The following is a 20,211-nucleotide window of genomic DNA, read 5'->3' on the forward strand; positions in this document are numbered from 1 at the left end:
AGAAGTGACATTCGTTGTCACATGAGACGCCGGCGACACGACATTGAATGTCACGGCCCTGTGCCATGCCTCCACGGATTCGGGCTGCACGACAGGGCAGGACTCATGAGTGTGACCTGTACTGAGGCGACAACGAGCGTTGAATTGCCTCTAAAAATGAGCGACTGAATTTCATTTTTCAAATGACCGAAAGCACTGCAACTTGCTTTCGTTGATGCCATCTCCACGGCGCGGCGATGCCGATGCTTTCGCTGGCCACGGCATCGTCTTCTTGCGATCGGCGTTGCAGCGACGACGCTCGCCATGACATCGAAAGATGGGCATGCAGCGATCAGAGACACCGCGTCTTCTTGCCCGCCCGGGTCACTGCCGACCCCGGTTCTTCGCAACCGCCCGCCTCATGTTTCGCAAGCGGCATGGACGTCTCGCTAGCCAGCACCCCGTACTGCCGACACGGCAGCACGCAAGGCGAGCAGGTAGCTGTCCAGCCCGAAGCCGCAGATCTGGCCCTTCACGAGGTCCGCGAACACCGAGTGATGCCGGAACTCCTCGCGCGCGTGGATGTTGGACATGTGCAGTTCGATCACTGGTACCGTGAGGATCGCCAGCGCATCCCGGATGCCGTAGCTGTAGTGCGTCCATGCGCCGGCGTTGATCAGGACCGCGTCGACGCCATCCGCGAAACCCTGATGGATGCGCTCGCACATGGCGCTTTCGCTATTGGTCTGGAAGCACTCGACCTCCGCGTCGAGTTCCATGCCCAGCGCCTGCAGCTTCGCGTTGATCTCGGCGAGCGTCGTGGTGGCGTACTGCTTCGGATCGCGCTTGCCGAACATGTTGTGGTTGATGCCGTGGAGCATGAGGATCTTCATGGGATCTTTCCTTCTTGTCGCGGCCTCAAGCCAGCGGGATGGTCATGCGCTCGATGACCGCACGGGTGTCGGGCCTCACGCCGCGCCACCACAGGAAGGCTTCCGCCGCCTGCTCGACCAGCATGCCCACGCCGTCGGCAAGCTTGGGCACGCCGGCGTTCTGCGCCAGGCGCAAGAAGGGCGTCAGGCCCTTGCCGTAGGCCAGTTCATAGGCGAGCGTCGCGTTCTGGAGGGCCTCCGCCGGCACCGGCGGCAGTTCGGCCTTCAGGCTGGCCGAGGTGCCGTTGATCACGATGTCGAATCGCTCCCCGGCCAGGTCTGCGTAGGCGCAGGCGCGCAGGGGGCCATGCACCGCGAACTGCGCAGCCAGATCGTCCGCCTTCGACAAGGTGCGGTTCGCGAGCACCAGTTCTGCCGGCTGCTGTGCCAGAAAGGGCAACAGGGCTCCGCGCACCGCACCGCCCGAGCCGAGGACCAGCATGCGCGCGCCCTTCAGCGAGAAACCCAGGTTGCTCTGAATGTCCCTGGTCAACCCCACGCCGTCAAAGTTGTCGGCAATGATGCGGTCGCCCTCGAACTTGAGCGCATTGGTGGCACCGGCCAACTCGGCACGTTCCAGCCGCTCGGTCGCCAGGGCCAGCGCCTGCAGCTTGAACGGCGCCGTCACGTTCAGGCCCAGCCCGCCCGCCTTGCGAAACGCGTGCACGTCGTCCGAGAAGCGCTCGAGCGAGCCTTCGATGGCGCCGTATTCGATGTCCTGGCCAGTCGCCTTCGCAAAGCTGCGGTGGATCAGCGGCGACTTGGTGTGGCCGATGGGATTGCCGATGACGGCGTAGCGATCGCTCATGCGGCCCTCCTCCTCATGCGCTGTAGAGAACGCCGTCGGCCTGCATCTCGGCGATCTGGGCGGCGTCGTAGCCCAGGCTCGCGGCGATCTCGGCGTTGTGCTCGCCGAGCTCGGGCGCCACCTGCGTGATCGAGGTGTCGCAGCTCGACATGCGGAAAGGCAGGTTGGGCAGGCGGATCTTGCCCAGCACCGGGTGCTCCTGCTCCACCACCATGCCGCGCGCCTGGATCTGCGGGTCGGCCAGCACTTCGTCGATGCGCTGCACCTTGGCGCAGGGCACGTCGATGCCGTCGAGCATCCCCAGGATCTCGGCCACGGGGCGCTGCGCCACCCACGGGCGGACCACCTCGAGGATTTCCAGGCGTCTCGCGTTGCGCCCGGCCGCATCGTGCAGGCGCGTGTCGCCTCCGAAGCCGGCGGGTCCGCCGTTGCGCTCGACCAGGGCGGCGAAGCGTTTCCATGCATCGTCGACCTGCGCGGCGATGACCAGGTCGCCGTCCTGTGCACGGAACACGCCGTACAGGGTCGAATTGGGCATGTCGTGGCCGGTCTGCACCGGCACTTCCTTGCCGCCCGACAGCGTGTAGCACTGCACCGCGTATTCGTGCATCGACACCAGCGTGTCGTACAGCGCCATGTCGATGTGCTGCCCGCGGCCCGACCTCACGCGGCCCAGCAGCGCGGCGTTGATCGCCGCCACGGCGTGGATGCCGGTGTACATGTCGCCGAGCGAGATGCGCAGCAGCGGCGGCGCCTCGCCGGGATTGCCGACCATCTGCATGATGCCGCTCTTGGCCTCGGCAATGAGACCGAAGCCGGCGCGGTGCGAGTCCGGCCCCGTATGGCCGTACGCGGAGATCGAGCAGTAGACGAGGCCTGGATTGGTCTCGGCCAGCTCCGCATAGCCCAGGCCCAGCTTGTCCAACGCACCGGGGCGATAGTTCTCGACGAACACATCGGCGCTGTCGACCAGCTTCTTCATCAGGGCACGGCCGCGCGGGTCCTTGGTGTTGACCGACAGGCCCTTCTTGCCCATGTTCTGCTGCAGGAAGTAGCCGCTGTGGTCGCCGACGAACCAGGCGTGCTGACGCCCCGCATCGCCGGAGCCGGGGCGCTCCACCTTGATGACTTCGGCGCCCAGCGCGGCCAGGCACCGGCCCACATAGGGCCCGGCGAGGAAGTGGCTGTAGTCGATGACGCGGATTCCCGCCAGCGGCAATGCCTGCCGTGCCGCCGCGTTCATGCCGGCCTCCTGGGCACCATCACGCGATGCTCGCCCTTCTGCACGACTTCGTCGCGCTGGTTGATCAGCTCGGACGGCAGCACCAGGATGCCCCAGCCGGGCTTGCTCTTCGATTCGCGCTTGGACTCGACGCGGAATCTCACCCGCACCGTGTCGCCGAGCTTGATGGGCACGACGAAGCTCCATTCCCAGCCCAGCGACATGCCGGGCACGAAGCGCATGTCGCTCCTGGTCTTCAGGCCGTCGGCGATCGAAAGGCCGAAGAGGCCGTGGGCCACGCGGGTGCCGAAAGGCGTGGTGCGGGCGTAGGCCTCGTCGGTATGCACGGGCGTGTGGTCGCCCGTGAGATCGGCGTAGGCCATCACGCGGGCTTCCGTCACTTCGTACGACGGGCTGATGCATTCCTCGCCGACGACGGCGTCGTCCCAGTACTTGTCTTCGATGGTGAGTGTGTTCATGTGTGGGTCTCCGGTTCGAGCAGGGCTCAGGCGCGGGGATCGATCGCCAGCGCCTTGGCAACGGCCCCGGGGCTGGCCTGGATGAATTCGACGGCCAGGCCATCGGGCAGGCGCAGCCAGTTGCGGCCCTGCGGCATCTCCGTGACGCCGAAGGCCTTTGCGGCGGCCAGTGCGGCCTCGAGGTCTTCGCACATCACGCCCAGGTGGCCCAGCCGCCCTTCGGGGCCGGCGTAATCGGGCTTGGCCATGAACTGCATGCCCCCGAGCGTCCAGTACTGGATCGGCTCTTCGACGGTGCCCTGCACTTCCCGCATCGTCATGCCGCACACATCGTGGAAGAACTTGATGTGCCAATGGATGTCGCGCACCCAGATGGCGACATGCTCGACATAGGCTTTAGGCGTGACCTGTGAGGTCATCTCGCCTCCATGCGGCGCTCGATGCCCTTGATCGCGGCGACCAGCGTCTGGTTGACCGGTGTCGGTATGTTGTATTTCCGGCCGATGCGCACGACCGCGCCGTTGATGAAGTCAATCTCGGTGATCGAGCCTTTTTCCAGGCTCTGCAGCATCGAGGTCTTGAATGCGTAGGGCAGCCCCTGCGCAGCCATCAGCCAGGCGTCGCGCGGCGCCTTGATCGACAGCTTCACGCCGCCGGCCTCTGCAACGGTCATGGCCTCGGTCACCGCGGCGATGGCCGTGACTTCAATCTCCGGTACCGTATAGAGACTGCCGTAGACTTGGCCGGTGATGCCGCTGAGCGCGCCGGTTGCGACGTTGATCAGAAGCTTGTCCCACATCGCGCCGAGGATGTTGTCGCTGACCTCACAAGGCAGCTCGGCGCGCTCGAACTCGGCGGCGATCGCCTTGGCGCGCTCGCTGATACGGCCGTCGATCTCGCCGATCACGGTGCGCTTGCCCTGCGTGCCGGCAATGACATGGCCAGGGCCGAGCATCACGCCGCCGACGTAGGTCTTGCCGGCGAGGACATGCCCTGCGCCCACCACCTCCGAGAGGATTTCTTCATGGCCCATGCCGTTCTGCAGCGACATCACGGCTGTGTGGGGGCCCGCGATGTCTCGCGCGCCTTCGATGGCTGCTCGCGTATGGAAGGACTTGACCAGCACGATGAGGAGGTCCGGAGGCTCCAGCTTCGCGCAGTCGAGCGCGGCGCGGACCCGGACGACGCGCTCCGAATCACCAACCCTCATGCGCAGGCCGTCGCGGTTGATCGCGTCGACGTGGGCCTGGAAGGGGTCGATCAATGTGACATCGGACCCCGCTGCGGCAAGGGTCCCGCCGATGGCGCAACCCAATGCCCCGGCACCGAGAAAGTAGATCTTCATGTGAGCCTTCGTTCGGAATGACCCGACGATAGGTTCCGGCGATCATGCTGCCCATGGCATGGCTGCAATGATCTACATTTCATTTTGAAATGGAGATGCCGCTTGGACAATGACGACGACATCGAAGGCGACGCGTCCCTTCTCAGCAGCAAGCTGCTGCGCCTGTTCGACCTGCTCTACAGCACGAACAGCGTAACGCGGGCCGGGGAGGCGATGGGCCAGAGCCAGCCGACCGTGAGCAACTGGCTTGGAAGGCTGCGCCGGCAGCTGGGCGACGAACTTTTCGTGCGCACCACCACCGGCATGCAGCCCACGCCGCGCGCACAGGAGCTGATCGTGCCGGTGCGAGAAGCCCTGGCCGCGCTGCGTCGCGTGGCCGCGCCCGCCGAAGCCTTCGCCCCGTCGGTCGCCACGCGGCGCTTTCGGATCTGCATGACGGATGCCAGCCACATCACCCTGCTGCCGCGCTTGCTGGCGCATGTGCGCGCGGTCGCGCCCGGCGTTCGCCTGGAGGCCGCGCGCATCGACGAGCAAACGGCCCAGGCGCTGGAATCCGGCGAGGCGGATCTCGCGATCGGCCTGGTGCCCCAGCTCGAATCGGGCTTCTACCAGCAGGTTCTTTATCCACAGGACTGGGTGTGCCTCGTCAATGCACGCCACCCTCGCATCGGCCTCAAGGGATTGGGCCTGCGCGAATACAAGGTCGAGGCCCATGTCGGCATCGTCGGGGGCACCGGCGCTCAGTTGCTGGAAGCCGCACTGCAGCGGCAAAAAGTCGAGCGGCGCGTCCTGTTGGAGCTGCCGGGGTTTCTTGGCCTTGCGGCCGTTGTATCCACAACCGACCTGATCGCGACCGTGCCGCGTCATATCGGCGAAACCCTCGCCAGCTCAGGTGGGAGCACCTTGAAGGTTCACGATTGTCCGGTGCGAGTGCCGCCGTTCACCGTCAAACAGCACTGGCACGTCCGATACCACCAAGACCCAGCCAGTCGCTGGTTGCGCACGGTGTGCGAGGAGTTGTTTGCGCCCAAGCCCTTGAAGGCCAAGCCACGGAGCTAGTTGCACGAAGGTTGTGCCAGAGGTGCTCGGTACAGTGAGGCAGCATGGAGCTGGATGGATGGGCCCAAGGGCAGGAGTAACCGAGGCGCGTGTCCTCAGCGCAGCGAGACTTCGGTGCCGTCCGCAGCCACCATGACACCTGGTGAACTCTCGTCGATCTCGATGCGCACGCCCATGTGCTTCTCGGGCATCTGGACCGTCCTGCCTCGGTTGCTTGTCATCCAGCTCAAGCATTCGAGGTATTCGTCGCGCAGCACCGGCGGTAGCACGAACTTCTGCGGATAGACGTTGTCGTGAGCTCTCCAGTGCATGGAGAGCTTCTCGGTCATCGCGAGGTAGAGCGTTGTCATTTCCCTAGGGCTGTCGAGGGCGGATCTTGATCGTCGTTGTGGAAGAACTACTCTTTTATGCCATGAGCACCGAATTGAAGGCTATCGATTTGCCTGAAGGGTGGACATGCCTGCTGGAACTGAAGCAGTTGCCCGACGGCGCGTTCTCCGGGAAGGCCGAATTGCGCCAAAGGCGCCGTACACGATGCGTGCTGGTCTTGACGCAATGCGCCACGCAGGAAGCCGCACTGGACTGTGGATTTCCGCGCTCGATCGACCCACACCTCCATCGAGCGTGGCCCCATTGAAATGCCCTTGCGAAGCATTGTCCATCAGGCAGGTTGAGCTCTGCATGCGGATCAACGCCTCACGGAAAGATGGGGCACTTCGAGATGGAAATTAACATTCTAGGAGGCGACGTTGGCGCAGCGGTAAGGGGCGTTTGTCATCGCGTGGGGCGGCGAGCTGAGACTCGTGAACCACTTATTCCTAGTGAAGACACAGATCAAGGCGCATGATGGGTCCATGAACATTCAGCTCGGCTTCGAAATCGCCTATCAGTTTCCTCGCCCGACGCCGATGATTCTGACCCTGAGCATCCACTATTCGCGAGCATCGGATCTCCTGCACCCGGACCACCTGCTCACGAATCCGGCCGTGCCCACCACGGCCTACCGCGATCTGTTCGGGAACTGGTGCACACGCCTGGTCGCCCCAGCGGGTCGCTTCGTGCTGAGTACGGATACCGTGGTTCATGACAACGGCTCGCCGGACATCGTTGTGCCCTCGGCGCCGCAGACGCCCGTGGAGTACCTGCCCGAATCCACCTTGGTCTATCTGCTGGGTAGCCGCTACTGCGAGACCGACTTGCTGTCCAACTTTGCCTGGCAGCGTTTCGGGAACGGGCCGACCGGATGGGGGCGCGTGCAGGCGGTCTGCGATTTCGTGCACCAGCACATCGAGTTCGGCTACCAGCACGCTCGGCGTACCCGTTCTGCCTTGGAGGCCTTCAGAGAAGGGCAAGGCGTGTGCCGGGACTATGCGCACCTGGCCATCACCTTATGTCGATGCCTGAACATTCCCGCACGTTATTGCACCGGATACCTGGGAGATGTCGGAACTGCGCCACCATTCGGCCCGATGGATTTCGCAGGCTGGTTCGAGGCCTTCCTGGGTGACCGTTGGTACACCTTCGATGCGCGCAACAACGTACCCCGCATCGGCCGCGTGCTGGTTGCGCAGGGGCGGGATGCCAGCGACGTGGCGTTGTCCTGCACCTTCGGTCCGGACAAGCTGGACGGCTTCAAGGTCTGGTGCGACGAGATCCAGTGAACAAGAAAAGTGCGCGACGAATTTTCGCTGTCTCACCCAGGCTCTCCGAGCGCGGATGCGGCGGGCTCGCACCCGCCATCTACCTCGGGCCCGCCAGTGACCAGATCGTCGCGCCCAGGCGCATCAGGTCGGTCGCTTCCTGTTGAACGCCCTCGCGCGACATGTCCAAGCGGGCGACTTTCGCCGCCACCAGCGATACCGCCTCGTCTGCGGGAAGTGCCCCGCCAACGCGAGCCATTTCCACGATCTTGAGCATCACCTCCGTCTGGTTCATGGCGCAGACACCTTCCTACTTGGGCTGCTGCTGGCGACAGATGTTTGCACCCGTGGTTGTCAGCTGGAGCGATCCGCCCAGCCATTCGAGCCAAGACCATGAGACCAGATCGTCGATCACAGCCTCATCGATTTCGCCCGCACGCCGGCGATGCAGCAGATCAGCCACGTGGGGCAGATCGGCGCGAAGCGCTTCCTGCCGGGGGAGGGAGAGAAGCGCTTGAGTCATGCCGGTCCTTCATGCGAATGCATGCGGGCCAGCCTAACACTCGAACGCCGCCTGCGAGACACGAAAACCGTCGCCTCCTGAAATCACCTACACTCGTCGCATCGACTGCGGCGTGCTCGTTGCCTCAGTCCTTGATTGACACCTCGCGGCAGTCGCTGGCCGCACAGGCCTCACCTCCCCGACAAGCTGATCAATCCCCGTCGCCCTCGGCAGAGCGTCATTCTCCTCGGCGAGCTTCATCGTCGGTCCGTTCAATAGGGCATCCTGCGGACCGTTCCCGTTTCCTCCACGGATTCACTCCGCGTGCCTGACCAGTCCAGTGCTGGCACGCACACTTGCGCGCGCGCCCCAAAGCAACCGCCCGCTCCATCACATGCAGACTCCACAGGCCCACGAGGTGGGCAGATACCTCGTCACCCCAATGACCAAACTCACCGAGACCGGGCAATACGCCGCCTCGGTTTCCATCCGTCGAGGCATGCATGACCGGGTCTTCCGGCTCATTCCGCGCTTCGACAACGCCACGCATGCGGCGCGCTACGCATTGGCGCAGGGCCGCCACTTCGTGCTGAACAACCAATTGGCCTGAGCGTCTCGCCAATCATTGAAGGAGCGTCGTGGGCAACCCGCGCGCTCAACGTCATGGAGGACATCTGTCAGCGGTCTGCCGCGGTGAGAGTTTCGCGGGTACTCTCTGTCACCGAACTGGCACGCACGGGTTCGGGTGAAAACGACCTTCAAGCTACGGATCTACACGGCTTCCGACGCAAGGGCAGGGCCCGCCTGGACAGGCAGGATGCCTCGATGGACGCTCGCGGCTCTAGCGAGAGCTAGCGCCTCTTCATGACCATTGGCAATGTTCGACCTGGTCTCAAGCCTGGTTAGATCGAACAACCCGGTGCGATCGTCGCACCCTCGATGCCATGGCGTTTCAATGCTTGCGACACGAACCCGGCAGCCTTGGCCTCCTCGATGAATTCGCCCAGCAGGTACGCAGCCAATTGGCCTCGCGCCTTGGGCAAGCCCATGGCTTGCTGTATCAGCATGAAGCGCCCCGGTAACAGGCGCAGGCCCGGTACACGCCTCGCGTCGGATTCCAATTGCTGCCGCACTCCTGCAGCCACGTCGAGATCCATCTCCAGAAACACGTCGACCACCGTCGGCGATGTCGGGGCACGAACAATCTGCGCGTGCTGGAGTTCACGGGTCAGGAACAGATCGTATGCACTGCCTTTGCCGACAGCGACACGAACGCCAGGTTGGTCAACCGACGCGCCATCCAGGATGGTCGAGGCCTCTCGCACGAGGTAGCAGCCCTCGATCAAGACGTAGGGCGCCGTGAAATGGATGCCCTGTCCACGCAACGGGTCGACGGCAAAGAATCCGATGTCCGCCTCCTGACGCTCCACGATGGACACCGCCTTACCTGCGCCGTCCACCACGATCAGTTCCAGGTCGACCTCCAGCCGATTGGCGAGCAGTTGCGCGAGGTCCACCGAGACACCCCGAGCGGGCTGGCCCGCATCCTGGCGAGCCAGGATGGGATTGCCCAGGTTGATGGTTGCGCGCAGCACACCGGTGGGTGCGAGCGCCTCTGCGTCATGTCTCGAATAGCTCACGGCTTCGCCCCCAGGGATTGGAGAAGTTCGCGACTTGTCACCGTTCGCCACGATGCCGTGCGCCTCGGCGCGTGACCGGTCATGCCGACCGATCGCCCGGCACGAACACTTGCCCGTCCATCAGCCGGCGTGCGCTGCGGCTCATGAGCGCCTTGGTGACGGTCCATGTTCCATTGGCTTCCACCGCCTCCGCCCCCACGGTCAGCGCGCCGGAGGGGTGACCGAAACGGACTTCCCTGCGTTGCCTCTCGCCGAGGACGCGCGCGACGAGCGTGCCGGGGATCGCAGCGGCCACCGCGATCGCCACAGCGCCGGTCCCCGTCATCGCATGGTGCAGTTTGCCCATCGAAAAGATCCGCGCGCAAAGGTCAATGCCCGCGGCCGTGACCTCCTTGCCGCTGGATGCAACATAGCCAGCAGGCGGCGCGACGAACGCGAGCTTTGGCGTATGCGGGCGCTTCTCGGTCGCCTCCGCCGCGGTCTTCGCCAACCCCATGGCCACGGTCGCATGGGCCCGGATCGCCTCGCAGCGCGCGAGAAGCGCCGCGTTGCCGTTCACGGCCGGCTGCAGCTCCGCGCCCGTCAGCCCCAGGCTCGAGGCGTCCACGAAGATCGTCGGATTGCCTGCATTGATGAGCGTCGCCTCGATGACCCCGACACCGGGGACGTCGACGGCGTCCAGCATGCGCCCCGTGGGGAACATGGCGCCGCCCTCACCATCTTCATCGGCGCCGGGCTTCAGGAATTCGAGCTTGATCTCTGCGGCCGGGAAGGTGACGCCATCGAGCTCGAAGTCACCCGTCTCCTGAACGGCACCGTCGCGCATCGGGACATGCGCGACGATCTTCTTCTGGATGTTGGCCTGCCAGATGCGAACGACGGCCACGCCGTCGGCAGGTGCGTCAACCAGTCCGCTCGCGACCGCGAACGGCCCGACCGCAGAGGTGAGATTGCCGCAGTTGCCGCTCCAGTCGACGACCGGCGACTCGATGGCAACGGCGCCGAAGAGATAGTCGACATCGCAACCGGCTTGCGTGCTCGGGCCGACGATCACGACCTTGCTGGTGCTGGAGGTGGCACCGCCCATGCCGTCGATCTGTTTCTCGTACGGGTCGGGACTGCCGGCGACGCGCAGCATCAACGCATCGCGGGCCGCACCCGGGCGTTGCGCGGCTTCGGGAAGATCGCGCGAAGCGAAGAAGATGCCCTTGCTGGTACCGCCGCGCATGTAGGTGGCACGGATGCCGATCTGGGGAGGAGAAGTGCTCATGGTGTTCCTTGAATGAAAACGATGCAGACCGGACTGCCTGCGCGCGCCAATGTGCGGTGAGGGGTTGAAGTGCCTGGCTCGATGCCGACGATCGTGTCCGCGTCCTCATTGGCGATCAGGATGCCGGCGAGGATGCCGGCGCCTTGGGGCATGGCCGAGATGAAGCGCGGCACGCGTCCTTGCGCGTCGAACCACGCGGGTGCATGCAGCGTGTGGCGCGTCTCGTCGATCGCCAGCCGCACCACGCTGCCGTGGCCACGGTTCGACACCCAGATCGCGGCGTCGGCGGCGTCCAGGACGATGCCCGCCCCCGTGTTCTCGCCCACGAAACTCTCCGGGATGCTGGGAATGCGCTGAACCGGCGTCAGGCGGCCGCTCTCCGCGTCGAAGGCGGCCGAGACGATCTGGCTCGTGAGTTCGAAGACGATCCAGGCACGGCAGCCCCCGGCATCGAACACCAGGTGCCGCGGGCCGCTGCCGGGCGGGACTCGCAGCGACGCGGCAAGACGCAGGGCACCCGTGGATTCGTCGAGGGCGAGCGTGTGGATGGCATCGCCCCCCTTGTCCGGAACCAGGAGCCATCGGCCCGAGGGATCGAAGACCACCTGGTGAGGATGCGCGCCTTTCTGCTGCGTCCTGTGAGGGCCCTGTCGGTCGGGCAACGCGAGACTGTGCGTGACATCGCCCAGCGAGCCGTCCGGCAGGACCGGCAACGACACCACCGTTGCGCTCGCGTAGTTCGATACCAGCAGCCAGCGCCCTTGCGGACTGAAAGCCAGATGCACGGGGTTGCGTCCCTGCGTGGAGTGCGTGCCCCGAAGCGACAGCGCGCCGTCGAGGCCCACCTGGAAGCTGCTCACGGCAGTGCCATCGCCGTGCACGCAGTAAAGGTTGCGCCCCTGCTTGTCCGCCAGAAGGTACGACGGGTTGTCCCCTGCGACCACCGTCTGCAGATGCTTCCATGGCCCCTCGGGAGTCACCTCGAAGACCTCGATGCCTTGACCGCGCGCTGCGCGCTCCTGCGTGGTGCGGCAGCCCACGTAGGCACGCAGCGCGCAGGCTTCGCGAGTGAGGTACGGATTCGTCTCCATGTCTTGACCGTTCTTTGGATTGAATTATATGATCACTTTAGACATTTTGCAATCAGACCGATTGCCAGGGTCCCACCCCACCAGGAGACAACGAGATGAATCCGATTCGACGCAGGAGCCTCCTGCAGGCGAGCGCCGCGGCGCTGCCGCTTTCCGTGGCCGGGAAATGGGCCTTCGCCCAGGACAGGTTCCCCGGCAAGCCCATCACGCTGATCGTTCCGCAGCCGGCGGGCGGTGATGCGGACGTGGTCTGCCGCAGCCTGCAGAAGAAGATGCAGGACGTTCTGGGGCAACCGGTGGTCATCGACAACCGAGGAGGCGCAGGCGGAAACATCGGCACCGCGCTGGGTGCCAAGGCCGCGTCGGACGGGTACACGCTCACATTCGTGAACCAGGGCACCATGGCGCTGAACCCGTCGCTCTATCCGAATGCCGGGTACAAGGTCGAGAGCCTCGCGCCGGTGACCTGGCTGACGTCCATCGACCTGGTCATCGTGGCCCACCCGTCCGTGCCGGCAGGCAACCTGAAGGAATTCCTCGAGCTCGCGCGCAAGGAGCCGGGCAGGCATACCTACGGCACCGCGGGCAACGGAAGCGCCAACCACCTGGCCGGCGAGATGCTCAAGTCCATGGCCAAGGTCGACATCACGCACGTGCCCTACAAGGGCGGGGGGCCGGCGATCATTGCCTTGCTCGGCGGGGAGATCAGCATTGCCGTCGCCTTCCCATTGGCCGCGCTGCCGCACGTGCGCAGCGGCAAGCTCAAGGCGCTTGCGGTCACGGGAAAACAGCGCGCCAAGGCATTGCCCGACGTGCCGACTGTCGCGGAAAGCGGCGTCAGCGGCTACGAGTTCGTTTCCTGGATGGGCCTTGCCGTGCCAAGGGGAACGCCCGATCCGATCGTTCAGACCCTCCATGCGGCAGCGGCCGCCGCCCTGAAGGAGAAGGACGTCACGGATCGGCTGTCCGCGGGCATGACCGAACCGGTGGGCGCGGGCCCCAAGGAATTCGGCGACCTCATCAGCCGGGAAGGGGCGCGATGGTCGAAGATGATCAAGCAGTTCGGCATGAAGATCGACTGATCCTTGCTGGCCTAGACTACGCGGATGCCATCGGTGAACGACACTGCGACCGCCCCCGAACTGACCTCGCTGCAGCAGCGCGTCGCGCGCGAGATCGTCGCGCTCGTGCGGCGCGACAACCGCGTCACCGGCGACCACCTGACCGAGGTGCACATCGCGCAGCACATCGGGACGTCTCGCTCCCCCGTGCAATCGGCGCTGCGCCATCTGGCGCACCTGGGGGTGCTGCAGCAGGACGCCAACCGCGGCTATTTCCTGCGTGTCGACGCCAAGCATTGGGACGGGCCCGTGGCGAGCCTGCTGTCGAGCGACGACCCGCTCTACCTGCGCATCGCCGAGGACCGGCAGTCCAAGGAGCTGCCGGACGAGGTGACGGAGGCCGAGTTGATGCGCCGGTACGGCGTGGCCCGCAGCACGCTGCGCAAGGTCTTGTCGCGCATCTCCGAAGAGGGTTGGATCGAGCAGAGCATGGGCCACGGCTGGCGCTTCCTCGCGATGATCGACTCCCCCGACGCCTACGAGGAGAGCTATCTTTTCCGGCAGTTCATCGAACCGGGCGGGCTGATCGGGCCCTCGTTCATGCCCGTCGCCCACGAGCTCAAGCAGCTGCGCAATGAGCAGCAGCGGATCGTCGACGGCGGCTACCAGACGATGACGCCCATCGAGCTGTTCGAGGCCAACAGCCATTTCCACGAAACCCTGGCCGAGTGGAGCAACAACCGCTTCGTGCTCCAGTCGGTGCGGCGCATCAACCAGTTGCGCCGTCTCGTGGAGTACCGCCAGGCCTCGCGCCGCGGGGCGCGCCACACGCAGGCCTCCGAGCACCTGGAGATCCTGGATGCCATCGAGAAGCAGGACTTCGTGCTGGCCGCCAGCCTCATGAGGTCTCACCTCGACGGCGCGCGCCGCGGCAAGCTGCGCGGCACCGGCGTGTTTTCCCCATCGTCCTCCTAGCACCCCCGGTCCAGACCTGATCCTGGAAGCCCTCCAGCCTGCCTCTCCCCCGGGCGGCTGAGCGCCGCTGCGCCCCTGGCGGCGACAGACAAGCAAGAAAAGTTACAGCACCGCGCAGGGTTTACCCGCGCCTTGTATTGATGAAAGTGATTAGAAAATACAATACAGCGAAATGTGCAGCATCGGATTGCACGCATCGCGGCCCCACTCACCCCACGAGAAGGAGACATCCATGCAGCTTTCGATCCGCAAACTGCTTCGCATCGGCACGCTCGCCGGCGCACTCGTCGCGGCCTTGCCCGCGCTCGCACTGGAGACGGTGCGCTTCATGGCGCCAGGCTCGCCAGGCGGCGGCTACGACCAGACCGCCCGCACCCTCGGCAAGGCCATGCAGGAGGCCGGTGTGGCCAAGAGCGCGATGTACGACAACAAGAATGGCGCGGGCGGAACCCTGGGCCTTGCCCAGTTCGTCAACAGCTCCAAGCGGGACGTCAACGCCCTGTGCGTGATGGGCGCGATCATGGTGACCGGGGTCGTGCAGAACAAGCCGCAGATCTCGCTGGCCAACGCCACGCCGATCGCACGGCTCTTCACGGAATACAACGTGATCGCCGTGCGCAAGGACTCGCCCTACCGGAGCTTCAACGACCTGATGGCCGACTTCAAGAAGAACCCTTCCAGCGTGAAGTGGGGTGGCGGCTCGAAGGGTTCGGTCGATCACATCGGCACGGCCGAGCTCGCCGGCGCGGCCGGCATCCCTGTATCGAAGGTCAACTACATCCCGTTCGGCGGTGGGGGCGAGGTCGTCTCCGCAACGCTGGGCGGCCACATCACAGCCATCACGGGCGGCTACGCGGAGCTGTCGAAGTACATCGAGGCGGGCCAGTTCCGCGTCCTTGCCGTCGGCGCCCCCACCCGCATGCCGGGCGTGGACGCCCCCACGCTGAAGGAAGCCGGCTACGACATGCAGATCGGCAACTGGCGTGGTGTCTACGGCGCGGCCAACCTCACCCCCGCCCAGCGCAAGGAACTCACGGACGCCGTCCTTGCAGCGACCCGGACCAAGGGATGGCAGGACGCCGTGAAAGCCAATGCCTGGTCGCCCAGCGTGATCACCGGTGACGAGTTCTCGAAGTTCGTCGACGACGAGCACACGCGCCTGCGCACCGTCATGACCCATGTCGGTCTGATCTGACCCTCTTTGCTCCCCTGCCCCGCCAGGGCACCCACGAAGGAATACGAATGAAACTGAAACCCGAAATCAAGCAACTCGCCCTGGCGAACCGTTCTGTGCGCTACGTATCGATCGCCGATGTTCCCGGCGTCGACGAACTGCCTTTTTCGCTGCGCATCCTGCTGGAGAACCTGCTGCGCCAGGCCAGCCGCGGCACCGACACCCAGGCGGAGATCGATGCCCTGCTTGCGCGGCGCCTCGGCAGCGGCCTGAGCTTCTACCCGGTGCGGGTCTTCGGGCAGGACATCCTCGGCCAGGTGATGCTGGTGGACATGGCCGGCATCCGAGACGCCGTGGCCGACGCCGGCGGCGATCCCTCCCGGGTCAGTCCGAAGGTGCCGGTGGACGTGATCATCGACCACTCTCTGCAGGTCGACAGCTGGGCCACGCCGGATGCGCGGCGCATCAATCTCGAGAAAGAGTACGAGCGCAACGGCGAACGCTTTGCGTTCCTGCGCTGGTGCGCCAGCAGCTTCGAAGGTGTGCGCATCGTGCCGCCAGGCAAGGGCATCATGCATCAGATCCACCTCGAGCACATCGGCAAGGTGGTGTGGACCGAGCAGACCGCCGAGGGCGAGCTCGCGATCCCGGACACCTGCGTGGGAACCGACAGCCACACGCCCATGATCAACGGCCTCGGCGTTCTCGGCTGGGGTGTGGGCGGCATCGAAGCCGAGGCCGTGATGGTCGGCAAGCCGGTCGCACTGGCGCTGCCGGAGGTGGTCGGCATGGAGGTCAGGGGCCGGCTGCGCGAAGGGGTGCTGCCGACCGACCTGGTCCTGGCCATCACGCAACGCATGCGCAGCATGGGTGTGGTGGGCAAGTTCGTCGAGTTCTTCGGTACCGGCCTCGATGCACTCTCGCTCGGCGACCGCGGGATGATCGCGAACATGGCACCGGAATACGGCGCGACCGCCGTGTACTTCCCGATCGACGAACGCACCATGGACTACCTGCGGATGACGGGCCGTGAGAAGGACCAGCTCGAACTGGTCGAGGCGTTCGCCAAGGCGCAGAAGCTCTGGCGCAGCGAGGCGACCCCATCTCCGACGTTCGACGCGGTCGTGACACTGGATCTCGACGACATCCGCCCTTGCCTGGCGGGCCCTCGCAATCCGGAAGACCGGCTCGACCTCGACACCGTGCCCAGCGCGATTCTTCAACACCATCAGGAGATCGCGGGCCGGCCGCTCGATGCAAACCGCGCCGTACCGGTCGATGGCGAGAGTTTCTCCCTGCGCGATGGCGCCGTGCTGATCGCAGCCATCACGAGTTGCACCAACACCGCCAACCCCGTGAACATGATGGCCGCTGGCCTGGTTGCGAGGAAAGCCGTCGCGCTGGGGTTGAAGACGCAACCGTGGGTCAAGACCTCTCTGGTGCCTGGCAGCCACGTCACTGCGGCGGTGCTCGAGAAAGCCGGGCTGCAGGACGCGCTCGACACGCTCGGCTTCAACGTGGCCGGATTCGGCTGCACCACATGCAACGGGGGGTCGGGTCCGCTGCCCGACGCACTGGTCGAAGCCATCGAGCGGGAAAAGCTGGTGGGTACCGCCGTTCTCTCCGGCAACCGCAACTTCGAAGGTCGCATTCACCCCAATGTGCGCGCGGCCTACCTTGGCTCGCCGGCCCTCGTGGTCATCTACGCCTTGACGGGCTCGCTGACTGTCGACGTGACGAAAGAGCCCATCGGCACAGGCTCCAACGGACAGCCGGTCTACATGCGCGACGTATGGCCGACGGCGGCCGAGATCGCCCATGCGGTCGAAGGAGCCTACGAACCCGGGCTCTTCCGCGAGAAGTACGCCGACCTGTTCGATGGCGGCGAAGCCTGGGATGCCCTGAGCGGCGAGCGCAGCGAGCGCTTTGCCTGGCAAGACGCCAGCACCTACGTGCGCCGCCCGCCCTACTTCGACAACCTGTCGCTCGAGCCTGCTGCCGTTCAGGACATCGAGGGGATGCGACCTCTGGTCATCCTCGGCGACTCCGTCACCACCGATCACATCTCGCCCTCGGGGGCCATCAGCCTGGGGACCCCCGCCGCGGATTTCCTGCTGGCCAAGGGCGTCGAGAAGCGCGACTTCAACAACTACACCACGCGACGCGGCAATCACGACGTGGCGGTCCGGGCCACCTTCGCGAACATCCGGCTGCGCAACCAGATCGTGCCGGGAGTCGAAGGCGGCATGACGAAGCTGATGCCCGAGGGCACCCAGATGCGCATCTTCGAAGCGGCCGAGGAGTATCTGCGCCGCGATGTTCCGTTGGCCGTCATCGCCGGCAAGAACTATGGTTGCGGCTCCTCGCGCGACTGGGCCGCCAAGGGCGTGGCCTTGCTGGGTGTGAAGGCCGTCATCGCCGAGAGCTTCGAGCGCATTCACCGAACCAATCTCGTGGGCATGGGCGTCCTGCCGCTGCAGTTCGACCCAGGCACCACGGCGGATTCGCTGGGACTCGATGGCAGCGAACTGATCGATATCCCTGCGCTGGCAGGCAACCTTGGCGTGAGCGGTCGCGTAGAGGCTCTCGTGCATCGCGCGAACGGCACGACCACGACAGTTCCGCTGACCATTCGGCTCGACACCGAGGAAGACGTGGCGTACTGGCGTCACGGCGGCATCCTGCCCCTGGTCTGGCGCGACTACGTCCGCGCAAAGCCCGAGGAACAGGTCTCCCATTCGGCCCGGCCGATCCAGGGCGATGCCGCCGAGCCGCGGCATGAACTGCCGGATGCGATGCCTGCCAGCGACGTTCCCAGCTCGGCACAAGGCGTGTCCCTGAGCTAGCCGGCGGGAGCCGGTCTCCCGAGCCATTCATTCCTTCGTTCGCCCTCGTCGCGGCGGCCAGGCAGCCGCCGCGGGGGCGACTGCTGCCCATCGAGCGCCCGTCAAGCAGACAAACGCGTCCCGCCTGGCGCGCCACGATCCGTCCGGGCCTTCCTCATATCGAGACCACACATGCTGACCATCCTCGCGTATTCCATGATCATCGTCTTCATGGCGCTGCTCATGACGGGGCGCCTCACCGCGCTCATTGCACTGATCGTCGTACCGATCATCTTCGCCCTGATCGGTGGATTCGGGGCGGATGTCGGACCCATGGTGATCAACGGCATCAAGGCCATTGCGCCCACCGGCGTGCTGCTGCTCTTCGCGATCCTCTACTTCGGCCTGATGATCGACGTCGGCCTGTTCGATCCGTTGATCCGGCTCATCGTGCGAATGTCCAAGGGTGATCCGGTGCGCGTCATCATCGGCTCGGCGTTGCTCGCGCTGGTCGTTTCGCTGGACGGCGACGGTTCCACAACCTACCTGCTGTGCGTCACCGCCATGCTGCCGCTGCACCGGCGACTGGGCATCAACCCGCTGATCCTCCCCTGCGTCACGATGATGGGCAACAGCATCATGAACATCGCGCCGTGGGGTGGTCCGACCGCACGCGTCATGAGCGCACTGCACGTCGACGCCTCGCAGGTCTTCGTTCCACTCATCGGGCCGATGGCCATGGCAAGCGCGGCCACGATCGCCGTGGCGTGGTACCTCGGAGTGAGGGAGCGCCGGCGTCTGAAGACGGTCGAGTGGAAGCCGGTGCACGCTGAAGTCTCTGCCCTGGGCGGGGAAGTGAACCTTGACGCCGCGCAAGCACCTCACCAAAGCCGAGCGAAGATGGCTTTCAATCTGGCACTGACCCTGGTGTTGATGGCCTGCCTGACGATGGCCGTGCTCCCGTTGCCCTTGCTCTTCATGGGTGCGTTCGCCATCGCGATCTCGGTCAACTTCCCCGCGATCAAGGACCAGAAGGAACGCATTGCCGAGCACTCGGCAAGCGCCCTTTCGGTGGTGGCCGTGATCTTCGCGGCGGGCGTGTTCACCGGGATCCTCTCCGGCACCAAGATGACCGATGCGATCGCGCACAGCGTCATCAACGCGATTCCCGCTTCGGCCGGCCACTACCTGCCGCTGATCACCGCGTTGCTCAGCGCGCCGATGACGTTCTTCCTTTCCAATGACGCTTTCTATTTCGGGGTCGTGCCGATCCTTGCGGAAGCGGCAAAGGGCTACGGCATTGCGCCCGAAATCATTGCACGCGCATCACTGCTCGGACAACCGGTGCATCAGCTCAGCCCCTTGGTGGCCGCCAACTATGTGCTGATGGGTGTGGCAGGCGTCGAATTCGGTGCGCACCAGAAGTTCACCCTCAGATGGGCATTGCTGCTGGTCGTCGTCATGATCGTCGCTGCCGGGCTCTTCGGCATCGTGCCACTTCTCTAGGCTGCGCTGCGGTTCCATGGAGAGTTCGAGTCCCCAGGGATGACGCATATCTGCGCTTCCTGGGCTTCGGAACAACCAGGCTCTCCTGCTTCATCAACCGCTGCACCACCTTCTCGGAGATCACCACGTCCTGCCTGGTGAGCGAAGCTTGCAGCCTGCGGTCGCCGTAACCGCGATGGTTCGATTCAAGGATGTCGGTGATGGATTTGCGCACCGAGAGGTGTTTACCGCCCACCGCCAGACGCGCCCGATGGTAGAAGAAGGGTAAGCGGCCAGCCGCCCCACCTTGAGAACCGAGGCCAAGCCGGAGACCATGCTGTCCATCTAAGTTAGCTGGACATCATCAATGGACGTCAATTCGAAGCAATGGCGCCGTCACAGCGCAGAGTTCAAGGCGCAAGTTCTCGCCGCTTGCGCAGAGCCAGGAGCATCGGTTGCGGTGGTTGCGCTGTCATTCCAGTTGAACGACAACCTTGTGCATCAATGGCGTCGCGGACGCGGGGCGAGTCCAGTTCCATCGGCGATGTCGACGACGGTTGCCGAGTCAGCACCGCAGTTCATCGCGCTGTCGTTGCCCCCGCTACCACCGCCCTCGGCGCCAGCGATCGTTGCGGTTGCTGCCGTCGCTGCCGAGGAGATCCGTCTTGAGTTCAAGCGCGGCGCGATCGGCGTGAGCGTGATGTGACCCGTCTCGGCGGCTGCA

At 65.0% G+C, this 20,211-nt stretch carries 22 protein-coding genes and 1 pseudogene; 10 read left to right on the forward strand and 13 right to left on the reverse strand.

What is annotated here, in order from left to right:
* Nucleotides 1–428: 428 nt before the first annotated feature.
* Genes aroQ through ABL840_RS19905 form a run of 6 tightly spaced genes read right to left on the reverse strand, consistent with a single transcriptional unit; the run spans nt 429 to nt 4,765 of the window.
* Nucleotides 429–872: a type II 3-dehydroquinate dehydratase gene (gene aroQ / locus ABL840_RS19880; protein WP_093307869.1), complete on the reverse strand. Its 444-nt coding sequence runs from the start codon at nt 870–872 to the stop codon at nt 429–431.
* 25 nt (nt 873–897) lie between these two features.
* Entirely contained in the window at nt 898–1,719 is an 822-nt protein-coding gene (gene aroE, locus ABL840_RS19885; protein WP_093210045.1) for a shikimate dehydrogenase, read from the reverse strand.
* A 13-nt stretch (nt 1,720–1,732) separates the two neighbouring features.
* Nucleotides 1,733–2,962 (reverse strand): CaiB/BaiF CoA transferase family protein, encoded by a 1,230-nt coding sequence (locus ABL840_RS19890; RefSeq protein ID WP_093210044.1) that lies wholly within the window; start codon nt 2,960–2,962, stop codon nt 1,733–1,735.
* Nucleotides 2,959–3,420, reverse strand: a complete 462-nt coding sequence (locus ABL840_RS19895) for a MaoC family dehydratase (protein ID WP_093210042.1) — start codon at nt 3,418–3,420, stop codon at nt 2,959–2,961. Before ABL840_RS19895 ends, ABL840_RS19890 begins: the two co-directional genes overlap by 4 nt.
* 26 nt (nt 3,421–3,446) lie before the next feature.
* A complete protein-coding gene (locus ABL840_RS19900; RefSeq protein ID WP_093307871.1) occupies nt 3,447–3,839 on the reverse strand; it encodes a VOC family protein in 393 nt (130 codons plus the stop codon).
* Entirely contained in the window at nt 3,836–4,765 is a 930-nt protein-coding gene (locus ABL840_RS19905) for a ketopantoate reductase family protein (RefSeq protein ID WP_093210039.1), read from the reverse strand. Before ABL840_RS19905 ends, ABL840_RS19900 begins: the two co-directional genes overlap by 4 nt.
* Before the next feature lie 102 nt (nt 4,766–4,867).
* Between ABL840_RS19905 and ABL840_RS19910 the strand changes: the two genes are divergently transcribed.
* On the forward strand, nt 4,868–5,824 hold the full coding sequence (locus ABL840_RS19910) for a LysR family transcriptional regulator (RefSeq protein ID WP_093210038.1): 957 nt from the start codon (nt 4,868–4,870) through the stop codon (nt 5,822–5,824).
* A gap of 95 nt (nt 5,825–5,919) precedes the next feature.
* On the opposite strand, the gene ABL840_RS19915 is transcribed toward ABL840_RS19910, so the two are convergent.
* Nucleotides 5,920–6,174, reverse strand: a complete 255-nt coding sequence (locus ABL840_RS19915; RefSeq protein WP_093210036.1) for a hypothetical protein — start codon at nt 6,172–6,174, stop codon at nt 5,920–5,922.
* 62 nt (nt 6,175–6,236) lie between these two features.
* On the opposite strand from ABL840_RS19915, the gene ABL840_RS19920 reads away from it, so the two are divergent.
* Complete coding sequence (locus ABL840_RS19920; RefSeq protein ID WP_126472071.1) at nt 6,237–6,461, forward strand: hypothetical protein; 225 nt, start codon at nt 6,237–6,239, stop codon at nt 6,459–6,461.
* Between the two features lie 217 nt (nt 6,462–6,678).
* Entirely contained in the window at nt 6,679–7,485 is an 807-nt protein-coding gene (locus ABL840_RS19925) for a transglutaminase-like domain-containing protein (protein ID WP_093307873.1), read from the forward strand.
* A 79-nt stretch (nt 7,486–7,564) separates the two neighbouring features.
* Here ABL840_RS19925 and ABL840_RS19930 read toward each other — a convergent pair whose 3' ends face one another.
* Both ABL840_RS19930 and ABL840_RS19935 read right to left on the reverse strand, forming a co-directional pair.
* On the reverse strand, nt 7,565–7,759 hold the full coding sequence (locus ABL840_RS19930; RefSeq protein ID WP_093307874.1) for a hypothetical protein: 195 nt from the start codon (nt 7,757–7,759) through the stop codon (nt 7,565–7,567).
* Nucleotides 7,760–7,774: 15 nt separating this feature from the next.
* Nucleotides 7,775–7,987, reverse strand: coding sequence for a hypothetical protein (locus ABL840_RS19935; protein WP_093209272.1), 213 nt, complete (start codon nt 7,985–7,987; stop codon nt 7,775–7,777).
* Between the two features lie 421 nt (nt 7,988–8,408).
* On the opposite strand from ABL840_RS19935, the gene ABL840_RS19940 reads away from it, so the two are divergent.
* Nucleotides 8,409–8,576, forward strand: coding sequence for a hypothetical protein (locus ABL840_RS19940; protein ID WP_338067643.1), 168 nt, complete (start codon nt 8,409–8,411; stop codon nt 8,574–8,576).
* 292 nt (nt 8,577–8,868) lie between these two features.
* Here the strand turns inward: ABL840_RS19940 and ABL840_RS19945 are convergent, their stop codons facing one another.
* From ABL840_RS19945 to ABL840_RS19955, 3 genes are all read right to left on the reverse strand, one after another.
* Complete coding sequence (locus ABL840_RS19945) at nt 8,869–9,606, reverse strand: ABC transporter substrate-binding protein (RefSeq protein ID WP_093209280.1); 738 nt, start codon at nt 9,604–9,606, stop codon at nt 8,869–8,871.
* 79 nt (nt 9,607–9,685) lie between these two features.
* Entirely contained in the window at nt 9,686–10,876 is a 1,191-nt protein-coding gene (prpF, locus tag ABL840_RS19950; RefSeq protein WP_093307876.1) for a 2-methylaconitate cis-trans isomerase PrpF, read from the reverse strand.
* A complete protein-coding gene (locus ABL840_RS19955; RefSeq protein ID WP_093307877.1) occupies nt 10,873–11,967 on the reverse strand; it encodes a lactonase family protein in 1,095 nt (364 codons plus the stop codon). The genes prpF and ABL840_RS19955 overlap by 4 nt, the downstream gene beginning before the upstream one ends.
* 95 nt (nt 11,968–12,062) lie before the next feature.
* Between ABL840_RS19955 and ABL840_RS19960 the strand changes: the two genes are divergently transcribed.
* The 5 genes from ABL840_RS19960 to ABL840_RS19980 all read left to right on the forward strand — a co-directional run bounded on the left by ABL840_RS19960 (nt 12,063) and on the right by ABL840_RS19980 (nt 19,508).
* The gene (locus ABL840_RS19960; protein ID WP_093307879.1) at nt 12,063–13,049 is read left to right on the forward strand and encodes a Bug family tripartite tricarboxylate transporter substrate binding protein; all 987 of its coding nucleotides are present in this window, start codon (nt 12,063–12,065) and stop codon (nt 13,047–13,049) included.
* Between the two features lie 33 nt (nt 13,050–13,082).
* Nucleotides 13,083–14,003 carry a GntR family transcriptional regulator gene (locus tag ABL840_RS19965; protein ID WP_240652204.1) on the forward strand — a complete coding sequence of 307 codons (921 nt, stop codon included), beginning with the start codon at nt 13,083–13,085 and terminating at the stop codon, nt 14,001–14,003.
* Nucleotides 14,004–14,235: 232 nt separating this feature from the next.
* The gene (locus ABL840_RS19970) at nt 14,236–15,198 is read left to right on the forward strand and encodes a tripartite tricarboxylate transporter substrate binding protein (RefSeq protein ID WP_093307880.1); all 963 of its coding nucleotides are present in this window, start codon (nt 14,236–14,238) and stop codon (nt 15,196–15,198) included.
* Nucleotides 15,199–15,245: 47 nt separating this feature from the next.
* Nucleotides 15,246–18,023 carry an aconitate hydratase AcnA gene (gene acnA, locus ABL840_RS19975; protein ID WP_093307882.1) on the forward strand — a complete coding sequence of 926 codons (2,778 nt, stop codon included), beginning with the start codon at nt 15,246–15,248 and terminating at the stop codon, nt 18,021–18,023.
* Nucleotides 18,024–18,194: 171 nt separating this feature from the next.
* Complete coding sequence (locus ABL840_RS19980) at nt 18,195–19,508, forward strand: CitMHS family transporter (protein ID WP_093209297.1); 1,314 nt, start codon at nt 18,195–18,197, stop codon at nt 19,506–19,508.
* Nucleotides 19,509–19,539: 31 nt separating this feature from the next.
* On the opposite strand, the pseudogene ABL840_RS19985 reads toward ABL840_RS19980, so the two are convergent.
* Nucleotides 19,540–19,779, reverse strand: a pseudogene (locus ABL840_RS19985) (IS3 family transposase); the annotation flags it as partial.
* Between the two features lie 75 nt (nt 19,780–19,854).
* Here ABL840_RS19985 and ABL840_RS19990 point away from each other — a divergent pair.
* Nucleotides 19,855–20,193, forward strand: coding sequence for a transposase (locus ABL840_RS19990; RefSeq protein ID WP_093307883.1), 339 nt, complete (start codon nt 19,855–19,857; stop codon nt 20,191–20,193).
* Nucleotides 20,194–20,211 lie beyond the last annotated feature (18 nt).

Origin of the sequence: Variovorax sp. NFACC27, assembly GCF_048301545.1 — a bacterium.
In the GTDB taxonomy this organism is placed as follows: Bacteria; Pseudomonadota; Gammaproteobacteria; order Burkholderiales; family Burkholderiaceae_C; genus Variovorax; species Variovorax gossypii.

Coding starts and splice junctions, on each gene's coding strand:
- ABL840_RS19890 (WP_093210044.1), bottom strand. CDS start 2,962: ATGAACGCGGCGGCACGGCAGGCATTGCCGCTGGCGGGAATCCGCGTC.
- ABL840_RS19940 (WP_338067643.1), top strand. CDS start 8,409: ATGACCAAACTCACCGAGACCGGGCAATACGCCGCCTCGGTTTCCATC.
- ABL840_RS19970 (WP_093307880.1), top strand. CDS start 14,236: ATGCAGCTTTCGATCCGCAAACTGCTTCGCATCGGCACGCTCGCCGGC.
- ABL840_RS19980 (WP_093209297.1), top strand. CDS start 18,195: ATGCTGACCATCCTCGCGTATTCCATGATCATCGTCTTCATGGCGCTG.
- ABL840_RS19955 (WP_093307877.1), bottom strand. CDS start 11,967: ATGGAGACGAATCCGTACCTCACTCGCGAAGCCTGCGCGCTGCGTGCC.
- aroE (WP_093210045.1), bottom strand. CDS start 1,719: ATGAGCGATCGCTACGCCGTCATCGGCAATCCCATCGGCCACACCAAG.
- ABL840_RS19900 (WP_093307871.1), bottom strand. CDS start 3,839: ATGACCTCACAGGTCACGCCTAAAGCCTATGTCGAGCATGTCGCCATC.
- ABL840_RS19920 (WP_126472071.1), top strand. CDS start 6,237: ATGAGCACCGAATTGAAGGCTATCGATTTGCCTGAAGGGTGGACATGC.
- ABL840_RS19960 (WP_093307879.1), top strand. CDS start 12,063: ATGAATCCGATTCGACGCAGGAGCCTCCTGCAGGCGAGCGCCGCGGCG.
- ABL840_RS19915 (WP_093210036.1), bottom strand. CDS start 6,174: ATGACAACGCTCTACCTCGCGATGACCGAGAAGCTCTCCATGCACTGG.
- ABL840_RS19930 (WP_093307874.1), bottom strand. CDS start 7,759: ATGAACCAGACGGAGGTGATGCTCAAGATCGTGGAAATGGCTCGCGTT.
- ABL840_RS19905 (WP_093210039.1), bottom strand. CDS start 4,765: ATGAAGATCTACTTTCTCGGTGCCGGGGCATTGGGTTGCGCCATCGGC.
- ABL840_RS19925 (WP_093307873.1), top strand. CDS start 6,679: ATGAACATTCAGCTCGGCTTCGAAATCGCCTATCAGTTTCCTCGCCCG.
- prpF (WP_093307876.1), bottom strand. CDS start 10,876: ATGAGCACTTCTCCTCCCCAGATCGGCATCCGTGCCACCTACATGCGC.
- ABL840_RS19990 (WP_093307883.1), top strand. CDS start 19,855: ATGGACGTCAATTCGAAGCAATGGCGCCGTCACAGCGCAGAGTTCAAG.
- ABL840_RS19895 (WP_093210042.1), bottom strand. CDS start 3,420: ATGAACACACTCACCATCGAAGACAAGTACTGGGACGACGCCGTCGTC.
- aroQ (WP_093307869.1), bottom strand. CDS start 872: ATGAAGATCCTCATGCTCCACGGCATCAACCACAACATGTTCGGCAAG.
- acnA (WP_093307882.1), top strand. CDS start 15,246: ATGAAACTGAAACCCGAAATCAAGCAACTCGCCCTGGCGAACCGTTCT.
- ABL840_RS19935 (WP_093209272.1), bottom strand. CDS start 7,987: ATGACTCAAGCGCTTCTCTCCCTCCCCCGGCAGGAAGCGCTTCGCGCC.